Annotated in this window: 21 protein-coding genes; 11 read left to right on the forward strand and 10 right to left on the reverse strand. The window is 67.8% G+C overall.

Annotation, left to right across the window (positions count from 1 at the left end; genetic code table 11):
* Positions 1–2: 2 nt before the first annotated feature.
* Positions 3–707, forward strand: coding sequence for a DNA repair protein RadC (gene radC, locus FHT36_RS05110; RefSeq protein ID WP_024279755.1), 705 nt, complete (start codon positions 3–5; stop codon positions 705–707).
* Positions 708–729: 22 nt separating this feature from the next.
* Here radC and FHT36_RS05115 read toward each other — a convergent pair whose 3' ends face one another.
* The 4 genes from FHT36_RS05115 to petA all read right to left on the reverse strand — a co-directional run bounded on the left by FHT36_RS05115 (position 730) and on the right by petA (position 4,143).
* The gene (locus tag FHT36_RS05115; RefSeq protein ID WP_169121371.1) at positions 730–1,266 is read right to left on the reverse strand and encodes an adenine phosphoribosyltransferase; all 537 of its coding nucleotides are present in this window, start codon (positions 1,264–1,266) and stop codon (positions 730–732) included.
* Between the two features lie 171 nt (positions 1,267–1,437).
* Complete coding sequence (locus tag FHT36_RS05120) at positions 1,438–2,283, reverse strand: cytochrome c1 (RefSeq protein ID WP_169121372.1); 846 nt, start codon at positions 2,281–2,283, stop codon at positions 1,438–1,440.
* A gap of 20 nt (positions 2,284–2,303) precedes the next feature.
* Positions 2,304–3,578: a cytochrome b/b6 gene (locus FHT36_RS05125; RefSeq protein WP_169121373.1), complete on the reverse strand. Its 1,275-nt coding sequence runs from the start codon at positions 3,576–3,578 to the stop codon at positions 2,304–2,306.
* Positions 3,579–3,615: 37 nt separating this feature from the next.
* Positions 3,616–4,143 carry a ubiquinol-cytochrome c reductase iron-sulfur subunit gene (gene petA / locus FHT36_RS05130; protein WP_169121374.1) on the reverse strand — a complete coding sequence of 176 codons (528 nt, stop codon included), beginning with the start codon at positions 4,141–4,143 and terminating at the stop codon, positions 3,616–3,618.
* Positions 4,144–4,590: 447 nt separating this feature from the next.
* On the opposite strand from petA, the gene FHT36_RS05135 reads away from it, so the two are divergent.
* The 5 genes from FHT36_RS05135 to FHT36_RS05155 all read left to right on the forward strand — a co-directional run bounded on the left by FHT36_RS05135 (position 4,591) and on the right by FHT36_RS05155 (position 8,679).
* Entirely contained in the window at positions 4,591–5,802 is a 1,212-nt protein-coding gene (locus tag FHT36_RS05135) for a beta-1,3-glucanase family protein (protein ID WP_169121375.1), read from the forward strand.
* A gap of 42 nt (positions 5,803–5,844) precedes the next feature.
* Complete coding sequence (locus FHT36_RS05140; RefSeq protein WP_246702005.1) at positions 5,845–6,309, forward strand: tRNA (cytidine(34)-2'-O)-methyltransferase; 465 nt, start codon at positions 5,845–5,847, stop codon at positions 6,307–6,309.
* 68 nt (positions 6,310–6,377) lie between these two features.
* Complete coding sequence (hemF, locus tag FHT36_RS05145; RefSeq protein ID WP_169121376.1) at positions 6,378–7,325, forward strand: oxygen-dependent coproporphyrinogen oxidase; 948 nt, start codon at positions 6,378–6,380, stop codon at positions 7,323–7,325.
* A gap of 72 nt (positions 7,326–7,397) precedes the next feature.
* Positions 7,398–8,402 carry a hypothetical protein gene (locus FHT36_RS05150; protein WP_169121377.1) on the forward strand — a complete coding sequence of 335 codons (1,005 nt, stop codon included), beginning with the start codon at positions 7,398–7,400 and terminating at the stop codon, positions 8,400–8,402.
* A 67-nt stretch (positions 8,403–8,469) separates the two neighbouring features.
* Positions 8,470–8,679: a YodC family protein gene (locus FHT36_RS05155; RefSeq protein ID WP_169121378.1), complete on the forward strand. Its 210-nt coding sequence runs from the start codon at positions 8,470–8,472 to the stop codon at positions 8,677–8,679.
* A 3-nt stretch (positions 8,680–8,682) separates the two neighbouring features.
* On the opposite strand, the gene FHT36_RS05160 is transcribed toward FHT36_RS05155, so the two are convergent.
* Genes FHT36_RS05160 through FHT36_RS05175 form a run of 4 tightly spaced genes read right to left on the reverse strand, consistent with a single transcriptional unit; the run spans position 8,683 to position 11,517 of the window.
* Positions 8,683–9,921, reverse strand: a complete 1,239-nt coding sequence (locus FHT36_RS05160) for a CCA tRNA nucleotidyltransferase (protein ID WP_169121379.1) — start codon at positions 9,919–9,921, stop codon at positions 8,683–8,685.
* On the reverse strand, positions 9,918–10,178 hold the full coding sequence (locus FHT36_RS05165; protein WP_169121380.1) for a DUF6111 family protein: 261 nt from the start codon (positions 10,176–10,178) through the stop codon (positions 9,918–9,920). The genes FHT36_RS05160 and FHT36_RS05165 overlap by 4 nt, the downstream gene beginning before the upstream one ends.
* Positions 10,178–10,855 carry a CoA pyrophosphatase gene (locus FHT36_RS05170; RefSeq protein ID WP_169121381.1) on the reverse strand — a complete coding sequence of 226 codons (678 nt, stop codon included), beginning with the start codon at positions 10,853–10,855 and terminating at the stop codon, positions 10,178–10,180. Before FHT36_RS05170 ends, FHT36_RS05165 begins: the two co-directional genes overlap by 1 nt.
* On the reverse strand, positions 10,855–11,517 hold the full coding sequence (locus tag FHT36_RS05175; RefSeq protein WP_169121382.1) for a DUF1285 domain-containing protein: 663 nt from the start codon (positions 11,515–11,517) through the stop codon (positions 10,855–10,857). Before FHT36_RS05175 ends, FHT36_RS05170 begins: the two co-directional genes overlap by 1 nt.
* Before the next feature lie 440 nt (positions 11,518–11,957).
* On the opposite strand from FHT36_RS05175, the gene FHT36_RS05180 reads away from it, so the two are divergent.
* The 5 genes from FHT36_RS05180 to FHT36_RS05200 all read left to right on the forward strand — a co-directional run bounded on the left by FHT36_RS05180 (position 11,958) and on the right by FHT36_RS05200 (position 19,171).
* Positions 11,958–12,923, forward strand: a complete 966-nt coding sequence (locus tag FHT36_RS05180) for an AAA family ATPase (RefSeq protein WP_407077058.1) — start codon at positions 11,958–11,960, stop codon at positions 12,921–12,923.
* A gap of 32 nt (positions 12,924–12,955) precedes the next feature.
* Positions 12,956–13,921, forward strand: coding sequence for a DUF58 domain-containing protein (locus FHT36_RS05185; protein ID WP_169121518.1), 966 nt, complete (start codon positions 12,956–12,958; stop codon positions 13,919–13,921).
* Positions 13,921–16,752 (forward strand): DUF4159 domain-containing protein, encoded by a 2,832-nt coding sequence (locus FHT36_RS05190; protein WP_169121384.1) that lies wholly within the window; start codon positions 13,921–13,923, stop codon positions 16,750–16,752. Before FHT36_RS05185 ends, FHT36_RS05190 begins: the two co-directional genes overlap by 1 nt.
* Positions 16,753–16,768: 16 nt before the next feature.
* On the forward strand, positions 16,769–18,835 hold the full coding sequence (locus FHT36_RS05195) for a hypothetical protein (protein WP_169121385.1): 2,067 nt from the start codon (positions 16,769–16,771) through the stop codon (positions 18,833–18,835).
* Positions 18,836–18,934: 99 nt separating this feature from the next.
* Positions 18,935–19,171: a hypothetical protein gene (locus tag FHT36_RS05200; RefSeq protein WP_169121386.1), complete on the forward strand. Its 237-nt coding sequence runs from the start codon at positions 18,935–18,937 to the stop codon at positions 19,169–19,171.
* A 28-nt stretch (positions 19,172–19,199) separates the two neighbouring features.
* On the opposite strand, the gene FHT36_RS05205 is transcribed toward FHT36_RS05200, so the two are convergent.
* On the reverse strand, positions 19,200–20,015 hold the full coding sequence (locus FHT36_RS05205; RefSeq protein ID WP_169121387.1) for an ABC transporter permease: 816 nt from the start codon (positions 20,013–20,015) through the stop codon (positions 19,200–19,202).
* Entirely contained in the window at positions 20,012–20,929 is a 918-nt protein-coding gene (locus tag FHT36_RS05210; protein ID WP_210257557.1) for an ABC transporter permease subunit, read from the reverse strand. Before FHT36_RS05210 ends, FHT36_RS05205 begins: the two co-directional genes overlap by 4 nt.
* Positions 20,930–20,938: the final 9 nt, after the last annotated feature.

Genomic DNA, 20,938 nt, shown 5'->3' on the forward strand with positions numbered 1-20,938 from the left:
GGATGGCCGAAGCTCCGGAAGACGGCCTGAACGAGGCGCCCCACTTCCACGGGCATCGCGACCGGCTTCGCGCGCGCTTCCGCTCGGCTGGGTCGCAGGCCCTTGCCGACTACGAGCTGCTGGAGCTGGTGCTGTTCCGCGCCGTCCCGCGACGGGACGTGAAGCCCCTCGCCAAGGCGCTCGTGGACCGCTTCGGCTCCTTCGCCGAGGTGGTGGCTGCACCCGTGCAGTTGCTGGCAGAGGTGCCCGGCGTGAAGGACGCCATCATCACCGAGCTGAAGGTGGTGGAGGCGGCGGCCCAGCGGCTCGCCAAGGGGCAGGTGAAGCGGCGGCCGGCGCTGTCATCTTGGAGCGCGGTGATCGACTATTGCCGCACCGCCATGGCCTATGCCGATCGCGAGCAGGTGCGGGTGCTCTTCCTCGACAAGCGCAACCAGCTGATCGCCGACGAGGTGCTACAGACCGGCACCGTCGATCACGCGCCGGTCTATCCTCGCGAGGTGGTGAAGCGGGCACTGGAAGTGTCCGCCTCCGCGCTCATCCTCTGCCACAACCACCCCTCGGGCGACCCCACGCCCTCGCGGGCCGACATCGACATGACCCGCCGCATCATCGACGTGGCGAAGCCACTGGGCATCGAGGTTCACGACCACATCATCGTCGGCAAGGACGGGCACGCGAGCCTGAAGGGCCTCCGGCTGATCTGAGGCTCCCGGGGCCGCTGCCGGATCAATGGCCTTCGAAGGCCACCAGTGTGCGGACCGACACACCCATCCCGCGCAGCTTCTCGGCGCCCCCGAGGCCCGGCAGGTCGACGATGAAGCAGGCCGCCTCCACCACCGCCCCGCAGGTCTGAAGCAGCTTCACCGCGCCGGTGGCGGTGCCGCCGGTGGCGATCAGGTCATCCACCAGCAGCACCCTCTGGCCGGGCGTGATGGCGTCCACATGCATCTCGATTTCGTCCTCGCCATATTCGAGGGCGTAGGCCATGCGCACCGTCTGGTGGGGCAGCTTGCCCTTCTTGCGGATGGGCACGAAGCCGGCCGAGAGCTGATGCGCCACCGCGCCGCCGAGGATGAAACCACGGGCCTCGATGCCGGCCACCTTGTCGATCTTCGCGCCCGCCCAGGGCTGGACCAGTTCGTCCACCGCCCGGCGGAAGGCGCGGGCGTCGCCGAGCAGGGTGGTGATGTCGCGGAACAGGATGCCGGGCTTGGGATAATTCTCGATGGTGCGGATGGACGCGGCGAAGTCGGCTGGGGTCATGACAGGCTCCGGTTTGGCGGAGAAGCTAAGGCGGCGACGGCACGGGGGAAAGCAGCGCAGCCGCCAAAAGCGCCCATGCCGCGCAGTCGTGATCGGTGAGGAGCAGAAACGAAAAAGGGCCCCTCGCGGGGCCCTTGATCGTTCGGTCGGACGTCGCGCGGGCGCGCCCGATCAGTGAGCGACGTTCGACCACACCTTCTTCTTGGTGAAGTAGAGCAGGCCGCCGAGCACGATCAGGAAGATCATGACCTGGAAACCGATGCGCTTGCGCTGGTCGAGGTGCGGCTCGGCCACCCACATCATGAAGGCCGCCACGTCTTGGGAATACTGGTCGACCGTCTGGGGCGAGCCGTCCGTGTAGTCCACCTGGCCGTCGCTGAGGGGCTTCGGCATGGCGATCTGGTGACCGGGGAAATAGACGTTGTAGTTCAGGCCCGGCTGCAGATGGACGCCGGCCGGAGCATCCTCATAGCCCGTAAGCAGAGCGTGGATGTAGTCCACGCCATGCTCCTGGTACTGGATGAAGGCGTCGGTGATGAAGCCGGGGAAGCCGACATGGTAGGAGCGGGCCTTGGCCAGCACCGAGAAGTCCGGCGGCAGGGCACCGCCGTTGGCGGCGCGGGCGGCGTTGTCGTTCGGGAACGGCGCCGGCCAGTGATCGGACAGGCGGCCCGGACGCTGGAACATGTCGCCAGCATCGTTCGGACCGTCGGTGATCTGGTACTCGCTCGCCACCTGCTTGGCCTGCGCCTCGGTGAAGTGCGGGCCACCCTCTTGGGCGAGGTTGCGGAAGTACAGGTAATTGGCCGAGTGGCAGGCGGCGCAGACTTCCTTGAACACCTTGAAGCCGCGCTGCAGCTGCGCCGGATCGTACATGCCGAAGGGACCCGCGAAGGACCACGACATGCGATGCGGACGCGGCTGGGCGTGGGCGTCCTCGGCACGGGCGCCGGCGGCGCCCGCTGTCAGGAGCAGTGCCGCCGCGACGGCACCGAAGAGAGAGCTACGAATGGTCATTGCTGTTCTCTCCGCGCCGATCACTTGGTCTCGGGACCGGCCGCCCCGGCGACCACCACCGCTCCGCCCTTCGCCTTGGCGAGCACGGCATCCGCGATGGAGGCCGGCACGGGCTTGGGGCGCTCGAACAGGCCGAGCAGCGGCAGGATGACGAGGAAGTGGATGAAGTAGTAGGCCGTCAGGATGCGCGAGATGATGAGCGCGCCGCCCTCGGCGGGCTGGGAGCCCATGTAGCCGAGGAGGACGGCAACCACCGCGAACACCCAGAAGAACTGGCGAAACAGCGGACGGTACTTGGCCGAGCGCACCTTGGAGGTGTCGAGCCAGGGCAGGAAGGCCAGCACCGCGATCGCCGCGAACATGGCGAGCACGCCGCCGAGCTTGTCCGGGATGGAGCGCAAGATCGCGTAGAACGGCAGGAAGTACCATTCAGGCACGATGTGCGCCGGCGTCGAGAGCGGGTTGGCCGGGATGTAGTTGTCCGAGTGGCCGAGATAGTTCGGGATGTAGAAGATGAACCAGGAGAAGAAGATCAGGAACACCACCATCGCGAAGATGTCCTTGATCGTCGCGTAGGGGGTGAAGGGCACCGAGTCCTTCGCCACGTTCTTAATGTCCACGCCGTCCGGGTTGTTCTGACCCACATGGTGAAGCGCCCAGATGTGGAGGCCGACCACGCCGGCGATCATGAAGGGCAGCAAATAGTGCAGCGAGAAGAAGCGGTTGAGCGTGGGATCACCGACCGAGTAACCGCCCCAAAGCCACTCCACGATGGTGGTGCCGACCCAGGGAATGGCCGAGAAGAGGTTGGTGATGACCGTGGCGCCCCAGAACGACATCTGGCCCCAGGGGAGCACGTAGCCCATGAAGGCGGTGGCCATCATGAGGAGGTAGATGATGACGCCGAGGATCCACAGCACCTCGCGCGGGGCCTTGTAGGACCCGTAGTACATGCCGCGGAAGATGTGGATGTAGACCGCGATGAAGAACATCGAGGCGCCGTTGGCGTGGATGTAGCGGATCAGCCAGCCGTAGTTCACGTCGCGCATGATGTGCTCGACGCGGGCGAACGACACCGGGGCATAGGCCACATAGTGCATGGCCAGCACGACGCCGGAGACGATCTGGCAGACGAGCATGAAGCTCAGGATCGCGCCGAAGGTCCACATGTAGTTGAGATTCTTCGGCACCGGATAGGCGATGGCCGAGGAATGGATCAGCCCGACGATCGGCAAGCGGCTCTCGAACCACTGCGCGACCTTCCCCTTGGGCTGGTAGGTGGAATGTCCTTCCATGAGTCCAACCTTTTTGAAAGCGGCGACGATGCGCGCGTCAGCCGATCACGATCTTGGTGTCGGTGGTGAAGGCGTAGGGCGGCAATTCGAGATTGAGCGGTGCCGGTCCCTGCCGGATGCGGCCGGAGGTGTCGTACACCGAGCCGTGGCAGGGGCAGAACCAGCCGTTGTACTGGCCCTGATGGCCGAGCGGCACGCAGCCGAGATGGGTGCAGATGCCGATCACCACCAGCCACTGCTCCTTGCCCGTTTTCACACGCGCCGAGTCGGGCTGCGGGTCCTTGAGGTCGGAGAGGGGGGTGTCCACCGCCGACTTGATCTCCGCCGGGGTGCGGTGGGAGATGAAGATGGGCTTGCCGCGCCACTGCACCGTGACGATCTGCCCCTCGGCGATGGGGGACAGGTCCACCTCGGTGGTGGAGAGCGCGAGCACGGACGCGTCGGGCTGAAGCTGGGAGATGAAGGGCCACGCCATGGCGGCGGCACCGACGGCGCCCACGGCGCCGGTTGCGATGTAGAGGAAGTCCCGACGCGTCGTCGTGTCCGACGTCTCCGTATGTGCCACGGCGCAGTCCCCGATAATGTTGTCGTCCCGATGCACGTCCCGCAGCCGCCGGCCTCTGAAACCGCCGGCAACAGGCCGCACGCAACAGGGCAGCCGCATGGACATGCGAGCCGCCAATTTCAAGCGCCTCTAATTGCACCCTAGCCCCATCTTGTCCAGATCATGGCGATGCGGCACGCGGTCCTGCACTGCGACAATTCCATGTCGCAGCGAAAGGTCGGGACGGGGTGCCCCACGGATACCGCCAAACGGCAGCCGCCAAGGATCTCCGAGGCCCGCGCCTCCGACCTATGGTTAAGATCAAGCATTGCACTACCGCCAGTCGAGCGGTAGCGTGGCCGTGCTTTCCTTTGGCGCAGTCTGCCCCGTCCTGCCGGTGTCGGCCCCGCCCGTCCCGGACCGCGAGGGCGGGTGTGCCGCGCGCCCAATCAGAACGGGGAGAAACGAATGGCAAAACGCACTTTGGCCTGCCTGGCGGCAGTGGCCAGCATCGGCGCGGCAGGAGCCGCCCATGCCCAGACGGTTCCAGTGACGATCGTCAACAACACCGGCATTACCGGTAAGATGTATGTCACCGTCTATGGCCAGGACCCATCTAATCCCACATCTTATCTGGTGAGCAATGCGGCAGGACAAACAAAACCGCTGAACACATTGAATAACACGCCGTCCGACTACGGATTCAATACCGACTCTACAAGCACGTATACTTTTAATGTTCCGCGCCTGAATTCCGGGCGGATCTATATTTCCTTCTGCCAGCCTTCCTATCTCACGGTCACTCCGACGGGCAACGGCAGCGGGCCTCTTGCGCCCAATTCACCGGCGCCCTGGAACACGTCGAGCAAGAACCACACCTCGGTGATCGACTTCGCTGAATATACGTGGGGGCCGGACAACAACTTCAACGTCAACACGACGCAGGTGGATTCACTCGGCATCCCCATGAAGATGGTGCTGCAGAACGCGTCCAAGACGGTGACGGCAGGCTTTACCGACTCCAACTCGGCCCAGACTGTCGTCAAGGCCCTCGTCGCGACGCCTCCGTGGAGCACTCTGCTCATCACCGACAAAAAGGGGCGTCCGACCCAGGTCCTCAGCCCCAACCACGGGATGGAGGCCGGCTATAAATTTCCGACCAATTACTGGGACAGCTACATCGCTCTGGTTCTGAGCACCTATTCCAAGGCGGGCAAGAGCTTCACCCTGAACAACCAGGTCGGGAGCGTCACGACCCCGTATACCGGAACGACCTCTAGCACCCAGATCACGCTGAAGCCGACGACGGGCGGCGCCGCCACGGTCTTCAACAAGCCGTCGTCCAAGGATCTCTGGCAGAATGGCCCCACGTTCGCCAGCGGCGATTCGGGGCCCGTCGCCAGCCTGCAGAGGTGGATGCAGGCCGCGTTCCTCCGCTCGACCTTCATCAACAGCACCAACAGCATCTCGAACTGCTCGGTGAAGCCGTACCAGGGCCTGCCGCAGAACCTCTACTCCCAGTACATCCACTCGGCGTCCCTGAACGGCAAGGCCTACACCTTCCCGTATGACGACGTGTGCGAGCAGAGCAGCTACAACTCGGTCCCCGCGCCGACCAAGCTGACGCTCACCTTGTTCCCGCTCAGCTCGACCTGGAACAAGATGACCTGCAGCAACTGACCTGACGACCCGCTCCGGCGGCGTCCCCGCCGGAGCCCTCTCTTGACCCTGCGCATCGCCCTCTATTGCCCGGACATCGCGCAGAATGCCGGTGCCATTCTGCGCACCGGCGCCTGCCTGGGGGCGGAAGTGCACATCATCGAGCCGGCAGGCTTCCCGGTGGGAGATGCCGGTTTCCGCCGCGCGGGGATGGACTATATCGACCAGGTGGTCTGGCGGCGGCACGCCTCCTTTGCCTCCTTCGATGCGGAGCGGCGCGCCGAGGGCCGGCGCCTTGTCCTCCTCACCACCGCCGGCGCCGAGCCGTTGTTCGGCTTCTCCTTCGAGCCCCAAGACGTGATCCTGTTCGGCCGGGAGTCCGCCGGCGTGCCGCCGGAGGTGCATGACGCGGCGGATGCGCGCGTACGCATTCCCATGCGGCCGGGTGTGCGCTCGCTCAATGTCGCTGTCAGCGCCGGCATCGTCCTCGCCGAGGCGCTGCGGCAGACCGGCGGGCTGCCGGCCTGAGCTTTCTTCCGCCGCAGGGAGGCGATAGAAGCGCCGCCAGCCAGAAGAACACCAAAGGCGGAACGCCCATGGAAAACCCCAAGCCTGCCGCCACAGAGCCTGCCGCCCCCGCCGAGCCCGGCAATGCGCTGCTTGATGCCCGCCGCGCCGAGGCCCGCGCCTGGTTCGAGGAACTCCAGGGCCGCATCATCGCCGCCTTCGAGGCTTTGGAGGAAGCAGCCGATCCCGCGCTTTACGGCCCCTCCCCCGCCCGCTTCGTGCGCACGCCCTGGTCGCGCACCGACCACACGGGTGCGCCGGGCGGCGGCGGCACCATGGCCCTCATGCGCGGTCGGCTGTTCGAGAAGGTGGGCGTGCATACCTCCACCGTGTTCGGCGAGTTCGCCCCCGAGTTCCGCGCCCAGATCCCCGGGGCAGCCGAGGATCCCCGCTTCTGGGCCTCCGGCATCTCGCTCATCGCCCACATGGCGAACCCGCATGTGCCGGCCGTGCACATGAACACGCGCTTCGTCGTCACCACCAAGGCGTGGTTCGGCGGCGGGGCGGACCTCACCCCCGTGCTCGCCCGGCGGCGCACGCAGGAGGATTCAGACACCATCGCCTTCCACAAGGCCCTGGAAGCCGCCTGCACCGCCCACAAGGTGGCGGACTACACCCGCTACAAGGCGTGGTGCGACGACTATTTCTTCCTCAAGCACCGCAACGAGATGCGCGGCATCGGCGGCATCTTCTACGATTATCTCGATTCCGCCGCCGCCGGCACCGGCCACTGGGAAGACGATCTCGCCTTCACCCGCGACGTGGGCCTCGCCTTCCTCGATGTCTATCCCCGCCTCGTGCGCGCCAACATGGCGACGCCGTGGACGCCGGAGGACCGGGAGGAGCAGCTCATCCGCCGCGGGCGCTACGTGGAATTCAACCTGCTGTATGACCGCGGCACGATCTTCGGCCTCAAGACGGGTGGCAATGTGGATTCCATCCTCTCCTCCATGCCCCCGCTGGTGAAGTGGCCGTGATCGGGTCCCCAGTTTAGGGGATGCAATCCCTGGGCTATTTCACCATGCTTCCTCAACTTTAGGGGGCAGGCAATGACACAGGGTGAAAGGGACGATGCGCATCGTTCTGGCGACGAGAAATCCACCGACAAAAGGGATCCGAAAGATGCACAGCCGCCGATCACTGGCTGGCGGAAAGCCCTGTCGGAGCTCGATGGACCGCTGACATTCATCAAGAATTTGAGCCTGTTCAGCCTCGTCGCGGTGATTGCAACCGCATTCTTTCAGTTCAATCAGTGGTCGATCGACAAGACCCTCGACCGGGCGAAAAGCGATTACGCTCTCGCGACGCAAACATTCGATGAGCTTATTGGGACGTTGGCCAAGGCGCAGAACCTTCAGCAGATAGTGTACTTCCTGTACAAGGCCGCAGCGAACGCTCCACAAGATCAAGCGGTCTATTTCCACAAGCAGGCGCAAAACGTTGCCATCGAATATGCCAAAATACGCATGGAACTGCGAACCGGCATCGACCGCCTGTTCTACAAGGCCCAGCTTTATATCGACTGGGCGAGCGACCTCGATGACAACCGGACACTGGCATCCACGCGGTACAGCTTTGCCCCCGTGGGCTCAAACGTCGCCCCGAGTGGCGCCAAGGCCGACACCCTCAGCGACGCCAAGCTGGACGGCGCCGGCTTCAAATGCACCGACAAGAAAGCAGTGCCGGACTATGTGGTATTTACTGACCTGAAGCCCGTTCCGATGGGACCTATCATCGTGGACTGGCGCAGCGCCAAGCACCAGCTCGTGATCTTCTATCACTGCTTCGATGAACTGCACCAGGCGATCCTGCCCGCACGCATCTGGGCAGCGACCGATCCTGCGACGCCCGGCACAGGGCAGCCGTCCAAGACCGCCGCGACGGCGCTCGCAGGGCCGGTGGAAGCGGCGATGGACAACCAGGTCATACGAATCAACGGTCTGTCCATGCTCGTCATGACCCGGATAGAACAAATCCGCCGGCTCAACGCGCTCCCCTCTTTCTTTGATTACTATCTGCGTAACCGTGATCGCATCGTCACACAGCCCGGCTAAGCCTCCCACATTGCTTCGGCAGGGAAAAATCCGCTGCCGGTCGTGCAAGACAGCGGGAGACACAGCCATGGCGTTCGCCCCCGGAGACATCGTTCAGCTCAAGTCCGGCAGCCCCGCCCTCACCGTCGTCACCGCCTCCGAGACGGAGATTTCGGTGGTGTGGTTCGCCGAGGACGTGAGCGAGTTCCGCAGGGAGACCCTGCCCGCCGTCGCGGTGGAGAAGCTCGAGATCGCCGATTTCGAGGAAGAGGACGAGGAAGAAGACGACGAGGACTAGGGTCTACGACGACCCATCATCCGCGGCGATCGCCGCCCGCAGCAGGGCGGCGATGCGACCGGGCTCCTCGGGAAAGCCGGCGTCGATCCAGTCCGCCTCTGCCCGTCGCAGGGCGGCTCCGAGCGCCCGTCCCGGCTTGAGGCCCAGCGCCATCAGGTCCGCTGAGCCGAATGGCGGGCGCGGCACCGCCCATTGAGCGGTGAGCCGGCCGATCCGTTCCATGCCCATCCGTCCGTGAGCCGCCGCCAGAAGGGCGCGGTCGCGCGCAGCTTCAGCCCCAGTGCGGTAGATGAAGGCCTGTGCCGCCGCATCGTCGGCAATGTCCGGCACAGGGCCGGCCATGAGGGCGAGGCGCCGCGCCTCGGCATTGGACAGGCGCAGCTTTTCGCGCAGCCGCTCGGCATCGTCGGGCACGCGCAGGGCAAGGACGGCGAGCCGTCTTATGGCGTCCGGCGGCACCTTCCAGCCCTCTGCGCGCCACAGCGCCTCGATTTCCACCAGCCGTGCGAACGCGTTGGCATCGGCGATGCCGCCGATCAGCGGCTGGATCAGACCCGCGTCGCTCATGACGGCAAGTGTCGCCGCCGCCCCGGGGGCGAGGAGCAGCTTCAGCAATTCGGCGCGCACCCGTTCGTGGGAGAGGGCCAGCAGGCCCTGCCGCAAGCGCACGGCACCGGAAAAGGCCGCTTGGTCCACCGCGCCGGCCCCATAGGCCGCATGGAAGCGGAACAGGCGCAGGATGCGCAGATAGTCCTCGCGGATGCGCGCTTCCGGAGAGCCGATGAAGCGGATTTTCCGCGCCTCAAGGTCCGCGAGGCCGCCCACGAGGTCCAACACCGCGCCGTCCGGTGCCGCATAGAGCGCGTTCAGGGTGAAGTCCCGCCGCTCCGCATCGTGTTGCCAGCTCCGGCCGAAGCGGACCACGGCGCGGCGGCCATCGGTCTCCACATCTTCCCGCAGGGTGGTGACCTCGTAGCCGTGATGGCCGGACACCACCGTCACCGTCCCATGCTCGATGCCGGTCGGCACCGCCTTGAGGCCAGCGCGGGCGGCACGGGCGACGACCTCTTGCGGCAAGGCCGTGGTGGCGATGTCCACGTCGATCACAGGCAGGCCGAGGAGAGCGTTGCGCACCGCCCCGCCGACCACCCGCGCCTCCTCCCCGTTGCCATTCAGCACGGCAAGGAGCGGCGCGAGGCCCGGCGTCGCCCAGAAGGGGGCCCCGGCAACGCTGGCGGTCATTCGAAATGTCCCGGCACGAACACGCCGTCCTTGGTCTGCGCGGGGACGTAATGGGCGCCGGGCGGGGCCACGCGGCCGTGCTCGAAAAAGAACAGCCCCAGCGCCACCAACGCCACCGCCGCCGCGGCGGTGATTGCGAGAGCACGTGGCGACCAATTGGCCGGCACAGCCGATCCCTTGGTTGCGATCAGCAGGGCGCCGTAGAGCAGGAACGGCGTGAGGAACAGCGCCAGTTCGATGAGCAGGCTGCGCGCCATCAGGCATAGACCTTCTCGTAAAGGTTGCGCAGCATTCCAGCCGTGGCGCCCCAGATGTTGTGGCCCTCGAACGGCATCACGTAGAAATGCCGCAGCGTGCCTTTCCACTCCCGAGACTGGCGCTCGTGGTTGCGCGGGCTCATGAGAAAGCCGAGCGGAACCTCGAACGCCTCCTCCACCTCGGCGGGATTGAGCGTGAGCGTATAGGCGGGATCGACCAGCCCAACCACCGGGACGATCCAGAAGCCGGTGCCGGAGAGGTAGCCGTCGAGAAAGCCGAGGGGACGCACCAGCGCCGAATCGAGCCCCACCTCCTCGCGCGCCTCGCGCAAGGCGGCGTCGACCTCGTCCTTGTCGCCGGGATCGATGCGCCCGCCGGGAAAGGCCACCTGTCCCGCATGCTGCGAAAGGTGGGACGATCTCAGGGTGAGAAGGATGGTCGGCTCCGGCCGCGCGATCACCGGCACGAGCACCGCCGCGTGTCGCGGACGGTCCTGCGGAATGAGGCTGACCTTCTCCGGCTGCAAGGCGTGGTCGCCGTTCAGGGTGAGAAAGGCGCTTTCCGAATAGAAGGGAGGCGGCTCCCGCGACAGGCGCTCCGTCGCGCGGCGCATGAAATCGTCGAGGCTGCCGCCTGCGCTGTTGGCCTCGGAGAACGCATCATCGGACGCCCGCATCAGTCCAGTCCCAGTTCGGCCGCCGGCAGGATGGGGAAGAATAGGCCGCCCGACGCCACGCCGAACATGGGGACGCCGCCCTCCTCCCGCACCTCCCCGAGATCCATGAGGTCCAGATGGACGGCGCGCGACAACCGCGCCTCAAGCCCCCGCCGGACATGCAGGTAAGGCACCACCTCGCCCTCCCCGGAGCCAGGAGCGAAGCGGAGTTCGTGGCCGGGGCCGCAGCGCACCACGTCGTCCAGATTCGTGCGGAAGACGAGCATGCGATTCGCGGTGCGGCCCACGGCCGCATCCGGCTCCGCCGCCGATTCCACGGCCAGATCCACCGCGAGGAACGGGGCATCCTCGACCCGGATGCCCACCTTCTCCACCGGCGTCTTCAGGACGAAGCGCTCGCCCTCGCGCGCGAGCACGGAGGCGAACAGCTTCACCAGAGCCGGGCGGGTGATGGGTGTGCCCATATAGGTCCAGCTGCCGTCGGCACGGATCACCATGTCCATGTCGCCGCAATCGGGCGGGTTCCACAGCTCCACCGGCGCCGGCCCCTTGCCGCCGCCGGCACGCGCGGCCGCCATCAGCGCCTCCAGCCGGCCCGAGGCCGACGGCACATCGGAAGTGGGGGGCGGGATCGCTGGCGTGTCTGGCGCGGGGGCAGGCATCTGGTCTCCTTGGCCATGTCACGCTGCGAAAGGGGGCTGGCTCGCGATGACGTGAGTGCGGCGCACCCGCGTCGTCTCCGCGGGGGCTCGACGGGCGCGCATCATATCGTAAGCTCTCTGTCCGGGTGGCGCGACGTTTGCAAGACTTCGCGAGACGGGCCTTTTCGCGAGGAGACCGCATAGGGGCCCCGCGGTGCGGCATCCGTCCCAGGCCGGCGCATGGACCGGCCCGCCCGTTGCCCCTTAAACAGGCAAAGGGCGAAACGGTCCGGCGGATGAAGGCCGGAGGCGTTTTGTTGCCGCTTTTGGCAGCAAGCTTGCGGTGCGTGTTCGGCATGCAGGCAATTTGGGCGTGCAGGCGATTCTGGCGTGCGGTTCGTATTTGGCGTGTAGGAGATGAGCATATGTCGGCTGCCGGCGAGACCTTCGACCTCGACCAGATGATCATCCGCAACGCGGAAGCCGCCGCCGCCCATGTGAAGGCCGCCCGCGCGGCCATCTCCAACGTCATCTTCGGCCAGGAAACGGTGGTGGAGCGCGCGCTCATCACCATCCTCGCCGGCGGCCACGCGCTGCTGGTGGGCGTGCCAGGCCTCGCCAAGACCAAACTCGTGGACACCATGGGCACCGTGCTCGGGCTTGATGCCCGACGCGTGCAGTTCACGCCGGACCTCATGCCCTCCGATATCCTCGGAGCTGAGGTGCTGGAGGAATCGCCCGGCGGCCGCCGGGCCTTCCGCTTCATCAAGGGGCCGATCTTCGCCCAGCTCCTAATGGCGGACGAGATCAACCGCGCCTCCCCGCGCACCCAGTCGGCCCTGCTGCAGGCCATGCAGGAATATCACGTCACCGTCGCCGGCGAGCGGCATGACCTGCCCAAGCCCTTCCACGTGCTCGCCACCCAGAACCCGCTGGAGCAGGAAGGCACGTATCCCCTCCCCGAGGCGCAGCTCGACCGCTTCCTGATGGAGATCGACGTCGATTATCCGGATCGCGACGCCGAGCGGCGCATCCTGTTCGAGACCACCTCGGCGGAGGAGCAGAAGCCCCGCGCCGCCATGACGGTGGACGATCTCATCGCCGCCCAGCGCCTCGTCCGCCGCCTTCCGGTGGGCGAATCGGTGGTGGAAGCCATCCTTACCCTCGTCCGCTCGGCCCGTCCCGGCGCCGAAGGGCCGGAGCAGGCTTACATCGCCTGGGGCCCCGGCCCGCGCGCCAGCCAGGCGCTGATGCTGGCGGTGCGCGCCCGCGCTCTGCTGGACGGGCGTTATGCTCCGTCCCTCGACGACGTGGTGGCCCTCGCCGAGCCGGTGCTGAAGCACCGCATGGCGCTGACCTTCGCCGCCCGCGCCGAGCGCCAGAGCGTCACCGACATCATCCGCCGCCTCACCGAGCGGCTCGGGTGAGCGCGGACCGGCCCGCGCCCATGGCCGCTTCCATGGCCAACGCCCCGCAAAAAGGCTCGCCCGAGGACGCGCAGCGTCACGCCGTAGAGACGTCCGCCCTCGCCGCCGCAGACCTCGCGGCGGCCATGCCGCGCCTCGTGCTGGAGGCGCGCCGCATCGCCATGAGCGTGCAGCACGGCCTGCACGGGCGGCGCCGCGCGGGCACGGGTGAGAATTTCTGGCAGTATCGCCGTTTCGTGGACGGCGAGCCGGCCAACCGCGTGGACTGGCGCCGCTCCGCCCGCGACGATCATCTTTATGTCCGCGAACGCGAGTGGGAGGCGAGCCACACGGTGTGGATCTGGCCCGATCTCTCCGCCTCGATGGATTACGCCTCCCGCGGACAGGCGCCGAAGCGCGAGCGGGCACTGGTGGTCGCCTTCGCCCTCGCCGAGCTCCTGGTGAAGGGCGGCGAGCGCGTGGGCATTCCCGAACTGATGCGCCCCTCCGCCAACCGCCGCATCGTCGAGCGCATGGCTGAGGCCGTGGTGCTGGCGCCCCGCCTGCCGACGAGCCTGCCGCCCGAATTCGGCCCCTCCCCGCTCTCCGAGATCGTGCTGCTGAGCGATTTCTGGAGCCCCGCCGAGGAGATTTCGGAGCGGCTTCACATGTTGGCCGCCTCGGGCGCTCACGGCCATCTGGTGCAAATCGTGGACCCGACCGAAGAGACATTCCCCTTCTCCGGGCGCATCGAATTCCGCGAGCCGGAGGGCGGCGCGCGCCTCACCGTGGGCCGGGCGGAGAGCTGGCGGGCCGACTATGACCTGAAGCTGGTGGAGCACCGCACCCGCATCCGGGCTGCCGCCGAACGCCTGGGCTGGAGCTTCGCCATCCACCGCACCGACCGGCCGGCCAGCGAAATGCTGCTCGCTTTGCACCAGCGCATGAGCGTGGGCGGTGGCCCGTCCGCCATGCCCAAGGGCGGCGGACATGCCTATGTGTCCGGAGGGCCGGCCTGATGTTCGGTCTTCCCCTCGCCTTTTCCGCGCCGCTGCTGCTGACCGCCTTCCTGGCGTTGCCGCTGCTGTGGTTCCTGCTGCGCGTGGTGCCGCCGAAGCCGCGCGAGGTCAGCTTTCCCCCGCTGCGCCTGCTGTTTGGCATCACCCCCAAGGAGGAGAGCGCGGCGCGCACGCCCTGGTGGCTCACCGCCTTGCGGATGCTGCTCGCCGCCCTCGTGATCCTCGCTGCCGCCGGCCCCATGTGGAATCCGCCCGCAGCCGCGCCCTCCGGCTCGGGGCCGCTTCTCCTCGTCATCGATCAGGGCTGGCCCGCCGCCGCGAGCTGGGAGGCGCGCCGCAGCGCCGCCGCAGCCCTCATCGACGAAGCCGAGACCAACGGGCGCGGCGTCGCGCTCATCCCCACCGGCGACGTGCCGCGTGAGGCGACCCTTTCCACTCCCGCCGCCGCCCGCGACCGCTTGCGTTCGCTGGAGCCGGTGCCCTATGCGCCGGCCCGCAAGGAGGCGCTGGCTCTGGCCGGGCGCCTCCTCGGCACCGAGCCCAATGCCGGCGTGGTCTATATTTCCGACGGCGTGGACCTCGGCGCCGATCCCGACACCGCACGCGCCTTCGCCGACCTCGGCGCCGGGGCGCGTCTGCTGGTGGTGGGCGGCGGTGTTGCCGAGCCGCTGGCCTTGGCCGGCGCAGAGAATGCCGCTGAGGCGCTCACGGTAAAGGTGCTGCGCCCCACCGCCGGCGCCCCGCGCGCCGGCCGGGTGACGGCCCGCGACATGCGCGGCCTTGTGCTCGCCGAAGCCCCGTTCACCCTGCCGGAGGGCACGAGCGAGGTGGATGCCCGCTTCGACCTGCCGGTGGAGCTGCGCAACGAAGTGGCGCGGCTGGAGATTGCCGGCGAGCACTCGGCCGGCGCCGTCCAGCTCCTCGACAAGCGCTGGCGGCGGCGCTCGGTGGGCGTCGTTTCCGGCACCTCCACCGACACCGGGCAGCCGCTTCTGGCGCCGACCTATTACCTCTCCCGCGCCCTCGGCCCGTTTGCCGACCTGCGCGTGGCTGAGACGGGATCGGCCACCGAGAACATCAACCGCTTCCTCGACCAGCGCCTGCCCGTGCTGGCGCTGACCGACGTGGGCACCATCCCGCCCGCCACCCGCAACCGCCTCGCCAAGTTCGTGGAAGACGGCGGCGTGCTCATCCGCTTTGCCGGGCCGCGCCTCGCCAATGCGCAGGACGACCTCCTGCCGGTGCGCCTGCGCCGGGGCGGCCGTGTTCTGGGCGGCTCCCTCTCGTGGGAGACGCCGCAGAAGCTCGGCTCCCTGACGCCGGAAGGCCCCTTCCGCGACATCAAGCCCGCCGACGACGTGACGGTGAACCGGCAGGTGCTCGCCGAGCCTGATGGAACCCTTGGCGACCGCACCTGGGCGACGCTGGCGGACGGCACGCCCCTCGTCACCGGCACCCGCCGGGGCAAGGGCGCGCTGGTGCTGTTCCACGTCACCGGCGACACGTCCTGGTCGAACCTTCCCCTTTCCGGCACATTTGTTGAGATGCTGCGCCACGTGGTTGCCCTGTCCGACGCCCCGCCCCCGCCCGAGACGGCGCCTGCCGGCGCTGCGGTCCAGCCCGCCGGACGGCCGGATGTGGCGGCGCTGCCACCCGCCCGCGTGCTCGATGGCTTCGGCGCCTTCCGCCCCGCCGGCCCCACCGCACGCGCTTTGCCCGCCGATTATCGCGGCCGCTCCACCGCCGACCATCCGCCCGGCTTCTACGGTCCGCCGGATGGCCTCGTGGCGGTGAACACCCTGCTCCCGGCCGACCGCCCCAAGGCGCTTGATCTGTCAGCGCTGGGCGGGCGCACGGAGCCGTTGCAGGAGAGCGCGCCGCGCGACATGCGCGGGCCGATCCTCATCGGCGCCATGGTGCTGCTGCTGCTGGATGCGCTAGCCGTGCTGTTCCTCGCCGGCGGGCTCTCCCGCATGGGCGGGACGCGGCCGCGCCCAGGAGCCGCCGCCATCCTGCTCGCGGCCGTTATACTGGGCGCCTCTGCCGGCGCCTTCCTGCCCACTCCGGTGCGGGCCGACGACAGCTTCGCGCTGAAGGCCACCACGCAGACCCGCTTCGCCTATGTGGTGACGGGCGACAGCGAGGTGGACGACATCTCCCGCGCCGGCCTCGACGGCCTCGCCACATTCCTCGCCCAGCGCACCGCGCTGCAGGCCGGCGAGGCCATGGGGGTGGATATCGGGAAGGACGAACTCGCCTTCTTCCCCGTGCTCTACTGGCCCATCCTCGCCAACACACCGGTGCCCGCGCAGCCGGTTCTGGCGCGCATCGACGCCTATATGAAGCAGGGCGGCACGGTGATCTTCGACACCCGCGACGCCATCGAATCCCCCGGCGGACCCGGCGCGCCGCTCACCCCGGCGCAGGCGCGGCTGAAGGAGATTCTCTCCCGCCTCGACATCCCCGAGCTGGAGCCGGTGCCGCGCGACCACGTGCTCACCAAGGCCTTCTATCTCCTGAAGGATTTCCCCGGCCGCTTCACCGGCGGCACCACCTGGGTGGAGGCGCTCCCCGCCGCCCGCGACGATGCCGACCGCCCCGCCCGCGCCGGCGACGGCGTGTCCCCCGTCATCATCACCTCCAACGATCTGGCCGGCGCCTGGGCCGTCTCGCGCTCGGGCGAGCCGATGCTGCCGCTCACGCCCGGTGAGCCGCGCCAGCGCGAGATCGCCTTCCGGGCCGGCGCCAACATGGTGATGTACGTGCTGACCGGCAACTACAAGGCGGACCAGGTGCACGTGCCGGCGCTTCTGGAACGGCTGGGGCAGTGAGGAAGACACGGACCTTATGAGCTACGGCCTCACCTTTTCCCCCTTCCTGCCGCTGCCGGCGCTGATCGCGGTCGCGGTCGCGGCCGCGCTGCTCGCGGGGCTGCTGGTCTATTCCCGCACCCGTGGCTCGGTGTTCCGCGCGCTGGCGCTGGCCGTGGGCCTGCTCGCGCTTGCCAACCCCTCCTTCACCCGTGAGGAGCGCGAGCCGCTGTCCTCCGTGGTGGCGCTGGTGGTGGACAAGAGCCAGTCGCAATCCTTCGGCGAACGCACCCAGCAGACCGAGGCTGCCCGTGCCCAGCTCGCCGAGCGGCTGGGCAAGCTTTCCGGCGTCGAGGTGCGCACCATCGAGGCCGATGCGGGCGACGGCTCGGTGGACGGCACGCGCCTGTTCTCCGCCCTCTCGGCCGGCCTCGCCGATGTGCCGCCGGAGCGGGTGGCCGGCGCCATCATGATCACCGACGGCCGCGTCCACGACACGCCGGAAAATGCCGGCGCGCTGGGCTTTTCCGCCCCCGTCCACGCCCTCATCACCGGCCGCGCCGGCGAGCGGGACCGTCGCGTGGCGCTGGAGAAGACGCCGCGCTTCGGCATCGTCGGCCAGAAGCAGACCGTGACCTTCAAGGTGACGGACGAAGGCGTCCCCGCCGGCGCCCGCGTGCCCGTCACCATCCGCCGCGACGGCGAGGTGATCGGCCGGCCCACCGTCACCACCGGCCGTAGCGCCAGCATCGACGTGGACATCACCCACGCCGGCCCCAACATCGTCGAGTTCGAGGTGCCCCCGCTCGAGGGCGAGCTGACGCAGGTGAACAACCGCACCGCCGTGGCCATCGACGGCGTGCGCGACAAGCTGCGCGTGCTCCTCGTCTCCGGCGAGCCGAACGTGGGCGAGCGCACCTGGCGCAACCTCTTGAAGAGCGACGCCAATGTGGACCTCGTCCACTTCACCATCCTGCGCCCGCCGGAGAAGCAGGACGGCACGCCCATCAATGAACTCTCTCTGATCGCCTTCCCGACCCGCGAGCTGTTCCAGACCAAGATCAAGGATTTTGACCTCATCATCTTCGACCGCTACGCCCAGCAGGGCGTGCTGCCGCAGATCTATTTCGACAATATCGTGCGCTATGTGCGGGCCGGTGGCGCGGTGCTGGTGGCAGCGGGCACGGACTTCCTCGACACCGGCTCGCTCTACAACACGCCGCTGGAGGAGATCCTTCCCGGCGTGCCGCGCGGCGAGGCCACGGACGCTCCGTATCACGCCAAGCTCACGGACCCCGGCAAGCGTCATCCCGTCACCCGCAACCTGCCGGGCTCGGAGAGCGACCCGCCCCACTGGAGCCGCTTCTTCCGCGTCATCGATGCGCAGGCGCGCTCCGGCACCAGCCTCATGTCCGCGCCCGGCGACAAGCCGGTGCTTCTGGTGGACCGGGTGGGCGAGGGCCGCGTCGCCCTCCTCCTTTCGGACCATATCTGGCTGTGGGCGCGCGGCTATGAGGGCGGCGGACCGCACATAGACCTGCTGCGCCGCCTCTCACACTGGCTGATGAAGGAACCGGACCTGGAGGAGGAGCGCCTCAAGCTCACCGTGTCCGGCCGCGATCTGGTGGTGGAGCGCCAGACCATGGCGGATCAGGTGCCGCCCGCCACCGTCACCACACCCTCCGGTGCGCTGCGCACCCTCACCCTCGCGCAGGTCGAGCCCGGCCTGTGGCAGGCCAAGACGCCGGCGGACGAGCTGGGCCTGTGGCGGGCGCAGAACGGCACGCTGAACGCCCTCGCCAATATCGGCCCCCTGAACCCCAAGGAATTCGCCGAGGTGACCAGCACCCGCGACGTGCTCGCCCCCATCGCGACGGCGACGGGCGGCGGCGTGTGGCGGCTCGCCGACCTCAACGGGCAGGTGCCGCGCCTCGTTCAGGTTTCCGCCTCCGACCGGCTGGCCGGCGAGGACTGGATGGGCCTGAAGACGCGAGACGTCTCGGTGGTGCGCGGCATCGGCCTTTTCCCGATGTTCGCGGGCCTCTCCGGCCTGCTCCTGCTGCTCGGTGTCATTACCGCCGCCTGGGTGCGCGAGGGCCGCTGAGGCGGCCTTCCGGGGCGGACCCGGGATGCCGAAACTTAAGGTTATGGTTAACGATTTGCTGCCACGCTCCCGGTCACTCGAACACCGGGAGCAGTTTGCATGGCCACCGCCGCCACCGTATCCGCCGACCGCAACCGTGGGCTCGCGCTGCTGATGGGCGGGGCGATGCTGGCCGGCGCCCTGCTGCTCATGATCCAGATCGTGACCGCCTTCAGCGCCTTCGCCACCCCCGCATCTCCCGCGGGCAGCCGGCCCTCCGGAGCATGGTCGGCGGAAGCCGTCGCCGATGGCAGCGTCATCCACGGCGGCGTCATCGTGCGGTTCGCCGCGATCTAGGGCGCGCGACGCGCCCGTTCCACGGCGCCTATTGCAGGGCCGCCCGCTCCTCCGCCTGCCGCTGGTTCTCCGCGCGCTTGGTGACGATGGAGGCGACGATCACCACCACCGTCACGATGGCGATGAGGATGGTGCAGACCGCGTTGATCTCCGGCGTCACGCCGAGGCGCACCTGCGAATAGATGCGCATGGGCAGCGTGGTGGCGCCCGGGCCGGTGGTGAAGCTGGCGATCACCAGATCATCCAGCGACAGGGTGAAGGCCAGCATGAAGCCGGACACCACCGCCGGCAGGATGAGCGGCAGGGTGATCTTGAAGAAGGTCTGGAAGGGCGGGCAGCCGAGATCCAGCGCCGCCTCCTCCAGCGTGCGATCGAAGGTGACGAGGCGCGACTGCACCACCACCGCCACGAAGCACATGGTGAAGGTGATGTGGGCGAGCAGCACCGTCCAGAAGCCGCGGTCGAAGTTCACCGCCACGAACAGCAGCAGCAGCGACAGGCCGGTGATGACCTCGGGCATGACGAGGGGCGCATAGATCATGCCCGAGAACAGCGTGCGCCCGCCAAACCGCCCGTACCGGGTGAGGGCGAGCGCCGCCATGGTGCCGAGCACGGTGGCCACCAGCGAGGAGAAGAAGGCGATGCGCAGCGTCACCCACGCGGCATCGATGAGCTGCTCGTTTTCCAGCAGCGACCAGTACCACTGGGTGGAGAACCCCGCCCACACGGTGACGAGCCGCGAGGCGTTGAAGGAGTAGATCACCAGAAGAATGATCGGGATATAGAGGAAGGCGAAGCCCAGCACGATGGACGTGACGTTGAACCAGGTGAGGCCTTTTCTCATTTGCCCGCCTCCAGTTCGCGCTGCTGGATGTTCTGGTAGATCACGATGGGGATCACCAGCACGAGCAGCAGCAGCACCGCCACCGCCGAAGACACCGTCCAGGAGCGGTTCACGGTGAACTCCGTCCACAGCGACTTGCCGATCATGAGCGTGTCGGAGCCGCCGAGCAGATCGGGGATCACGAACTCGCCCACCGCGGGGATGAAGCACAAGAGCGCACCGGCCGCGACGCCGGGGATGGAGAGGGGAAAGGTGATCTTCCAGAACGCCTTCACCGGCGGACAGCCGAGATCGGCCGCGGCCTCAAGAAGCGTGAGGTCCAGCTTCTCCAGCGCCGAATAGAGCGGCAGCACCATGAATGGCAGGTACGAGTAGACGATGCCGATATAGACCGCGAGATTGGTGTTCAGGATCTCCAGCGGCGTATCGATCACTCCCAGCGCCATCAGGCCCTGATTGAGCAGGCCCTCCGGTGAGAGGATGCCGATCCAAGCGTAGACGCGGATCAGGAACGAGGTCCAGAAGGGCAGGATCACGAGCATCAGCAGCGTCGGCTGGATGGAGCGCGGCGCCCGCGCCATGCCGTAGGCGATGGGATAGCCGACCAGCAGCAGCAGCAGTGTGGAGATGGAGGCGATGACGAGGCTGGAGCCGTAGGCCTCCAGGAACTCGTTCGAGAAATCCAGCACATAGCCATAATTGGCGAAGGAGAGGCCGGACAGGAACTCGGTGATGCCCGAAAGGCCGTTGGAGAGATCGAGCTGGGGCGCATAGGGTGGCTGGGCCACCACATCCTGCGACAGCGAGATCTTGAACACGATGAGGAAGGGCGCCAGGAACAGCGCCAGAAGCCACAGATACGGGACCGCGATCACCACCCAGCGGCCCCTGCCCTTCTCGCCCGCCATGGCCATGACTGCCTC

The sequence above is a fragment of the Xanthobacter sp. SG618 genome (assembly GCF_012932745.1).
Lineage (GTDB): Bacteria > Pseudomonadota > Alphaproteobacteria > Rhizobiales > Xanthobacteraceae > Xanthobacter > Xanthobacter flavus.

What these genes read in the sequence shown, in the direction of transcription:
- radC (WP_024279755.1), top strand. Translation starts at nt 3, where the DNA reads ATGGCCGAAGCTCCGGAAGACGGCCTGAACGAGGCGCCCCACTTCCAC.
- FHT36_RS05115 (WP_169121371.1), bottom strand. Translation starts at nt 1,266, where the DNA reads ATGACCCCAGCCGACTTCGCCGCGTCCATCCGCACCATCGAGAATTAT.
- FHT36_RS05120 (WP_169121372.1), bottom strand. Translation starts at nt 2,283, where the DNA reads ATGACCATTCGTAGCTCTCTCTTCGGTGCCGTCGCGGCGGCACTGCTC.
- FHT36_RS05125 (WP_169121373.1), bottom strand. Translation starts at nt 3,578, where the DNA reads ATGGAAGGACATTCCACCTACCAGCCCAAGGGGAAGGTCGCGCAGTGG.
- FHT36_RS05135 (WP_169121375.1), top strand. Translation starts at nt 4,591, where the DNA reads ATGGCAAAACGCACTTTGGCCTGCCTGGCGGCAGTGGCCAGCATCGGC.
- hemF (WP_169121376.1), top strand. Translation starts at nt 6,378, where the DNA reads ATGGAAAACCCCAAGCCTGCCGCCACAGAGCCTGCCGCCCCCGCCGAG.
- FHT36_RS05150 (WP_169121377.1), top strand. Translation starts at nt 7,398, where the DNA reads ATGACACAGGGTGAAAGGGACGATGCGCATCGTTCTGGCGACGAGAAA.
- FHT36_RS05155 (WP_169121378.1), top strand. Translation starts at nt 8,470, where the DNA reads ATGGCGTTCGCCCCCGGAGACATCGTTCAGCTCAAGTCCGGCAGCCCC.
- FHT36_RS05160 (WP_169121379.1), bottom strand. Translation starts at nt 9,921, where the DNA reads ATGACCGCCAGCGTTGCCGGGGCCCCCTTCTGGGCGACGCCGGGCCTC.
- FHT36_RS05165 (WP_169121380.1), bottom strand. Translation starts at nt 10,178, where the DNA reads ATGGCGCGCAGCCTGCTCATCGAACTGGCGCTGTTCCTCACGCCGTTC.
- FHT36_RS05170 (WP_169121381.1), bottom strand. Translation starts at nt 10,855, where the DNA reads ATGCGGGCGTCCGATGATGCGTTCTCCGAGGCCAACAGCGCAGGCGGC.
- FHT36_RS05175 (WP_169121382.1), bottom strand. Translation starts at nt 11,517, where the DNA reads ATGCCTGCCCCCGCGCCAGACACGCCAGCGATCCCGCCCCCCACTTCC.
- FHT36_RS05180 (WP_407077058.1), top strand. Translation starts at nt 11,958, where the DNA reads ATGATCATCCGCAACGCGGAAGCCGCCGCCGCCCATGTGAAGGCCGCC.
- FHT36_RS05185 (WP_169121518.1), top strand. Translation starts at nt 12,956, where the DNA reads ATGGCCAACGCCCCGCAAAAAGGCTCGCCCGAGGACGCGCAGCGTCAC.
- FHT36_RS05190 (WP_169121384.1), top strand. Translation starts at nt 13,921, where the DNA reads ATGTTCGGTCTTCCCCTCGCCTTTTCCGCGCCGCTGCTGCTGACCGCC.
- FHT36_RS05195 (WP_169121385.1), top strand. Translation starts at nt 16,769, where the DNA reads ATGAGCTACGGCCTCACCTTTTCCCCCTTCCTGCCGCTGCCGGCGCTG.
- FHT36_RS05200 (WP_169121386.1), top strand. Translation starts at nt 18,935, where the DNA reads ATGGCCACCGCCGCCACCGTATCCGCCGACCGCAACCGTGGGCTCGCG.
- FHT36_RS05205 (WP_169121387.1), bottom strand. Translation starts at nt 20,015, where the DNA reads ATGAGAAAAGGCCTCACCTGGTTCAACGTCACGTCCATCGTGCTGGGC.
- FHT36_RS05210 (WP_210257557.1), bottom strand. Translation starts at nt 20,929, where the DNA reads ATGGCCATGGCGGGCGAGAAGGGCAGGGGCCGCTGGGTGGTGATCGCG.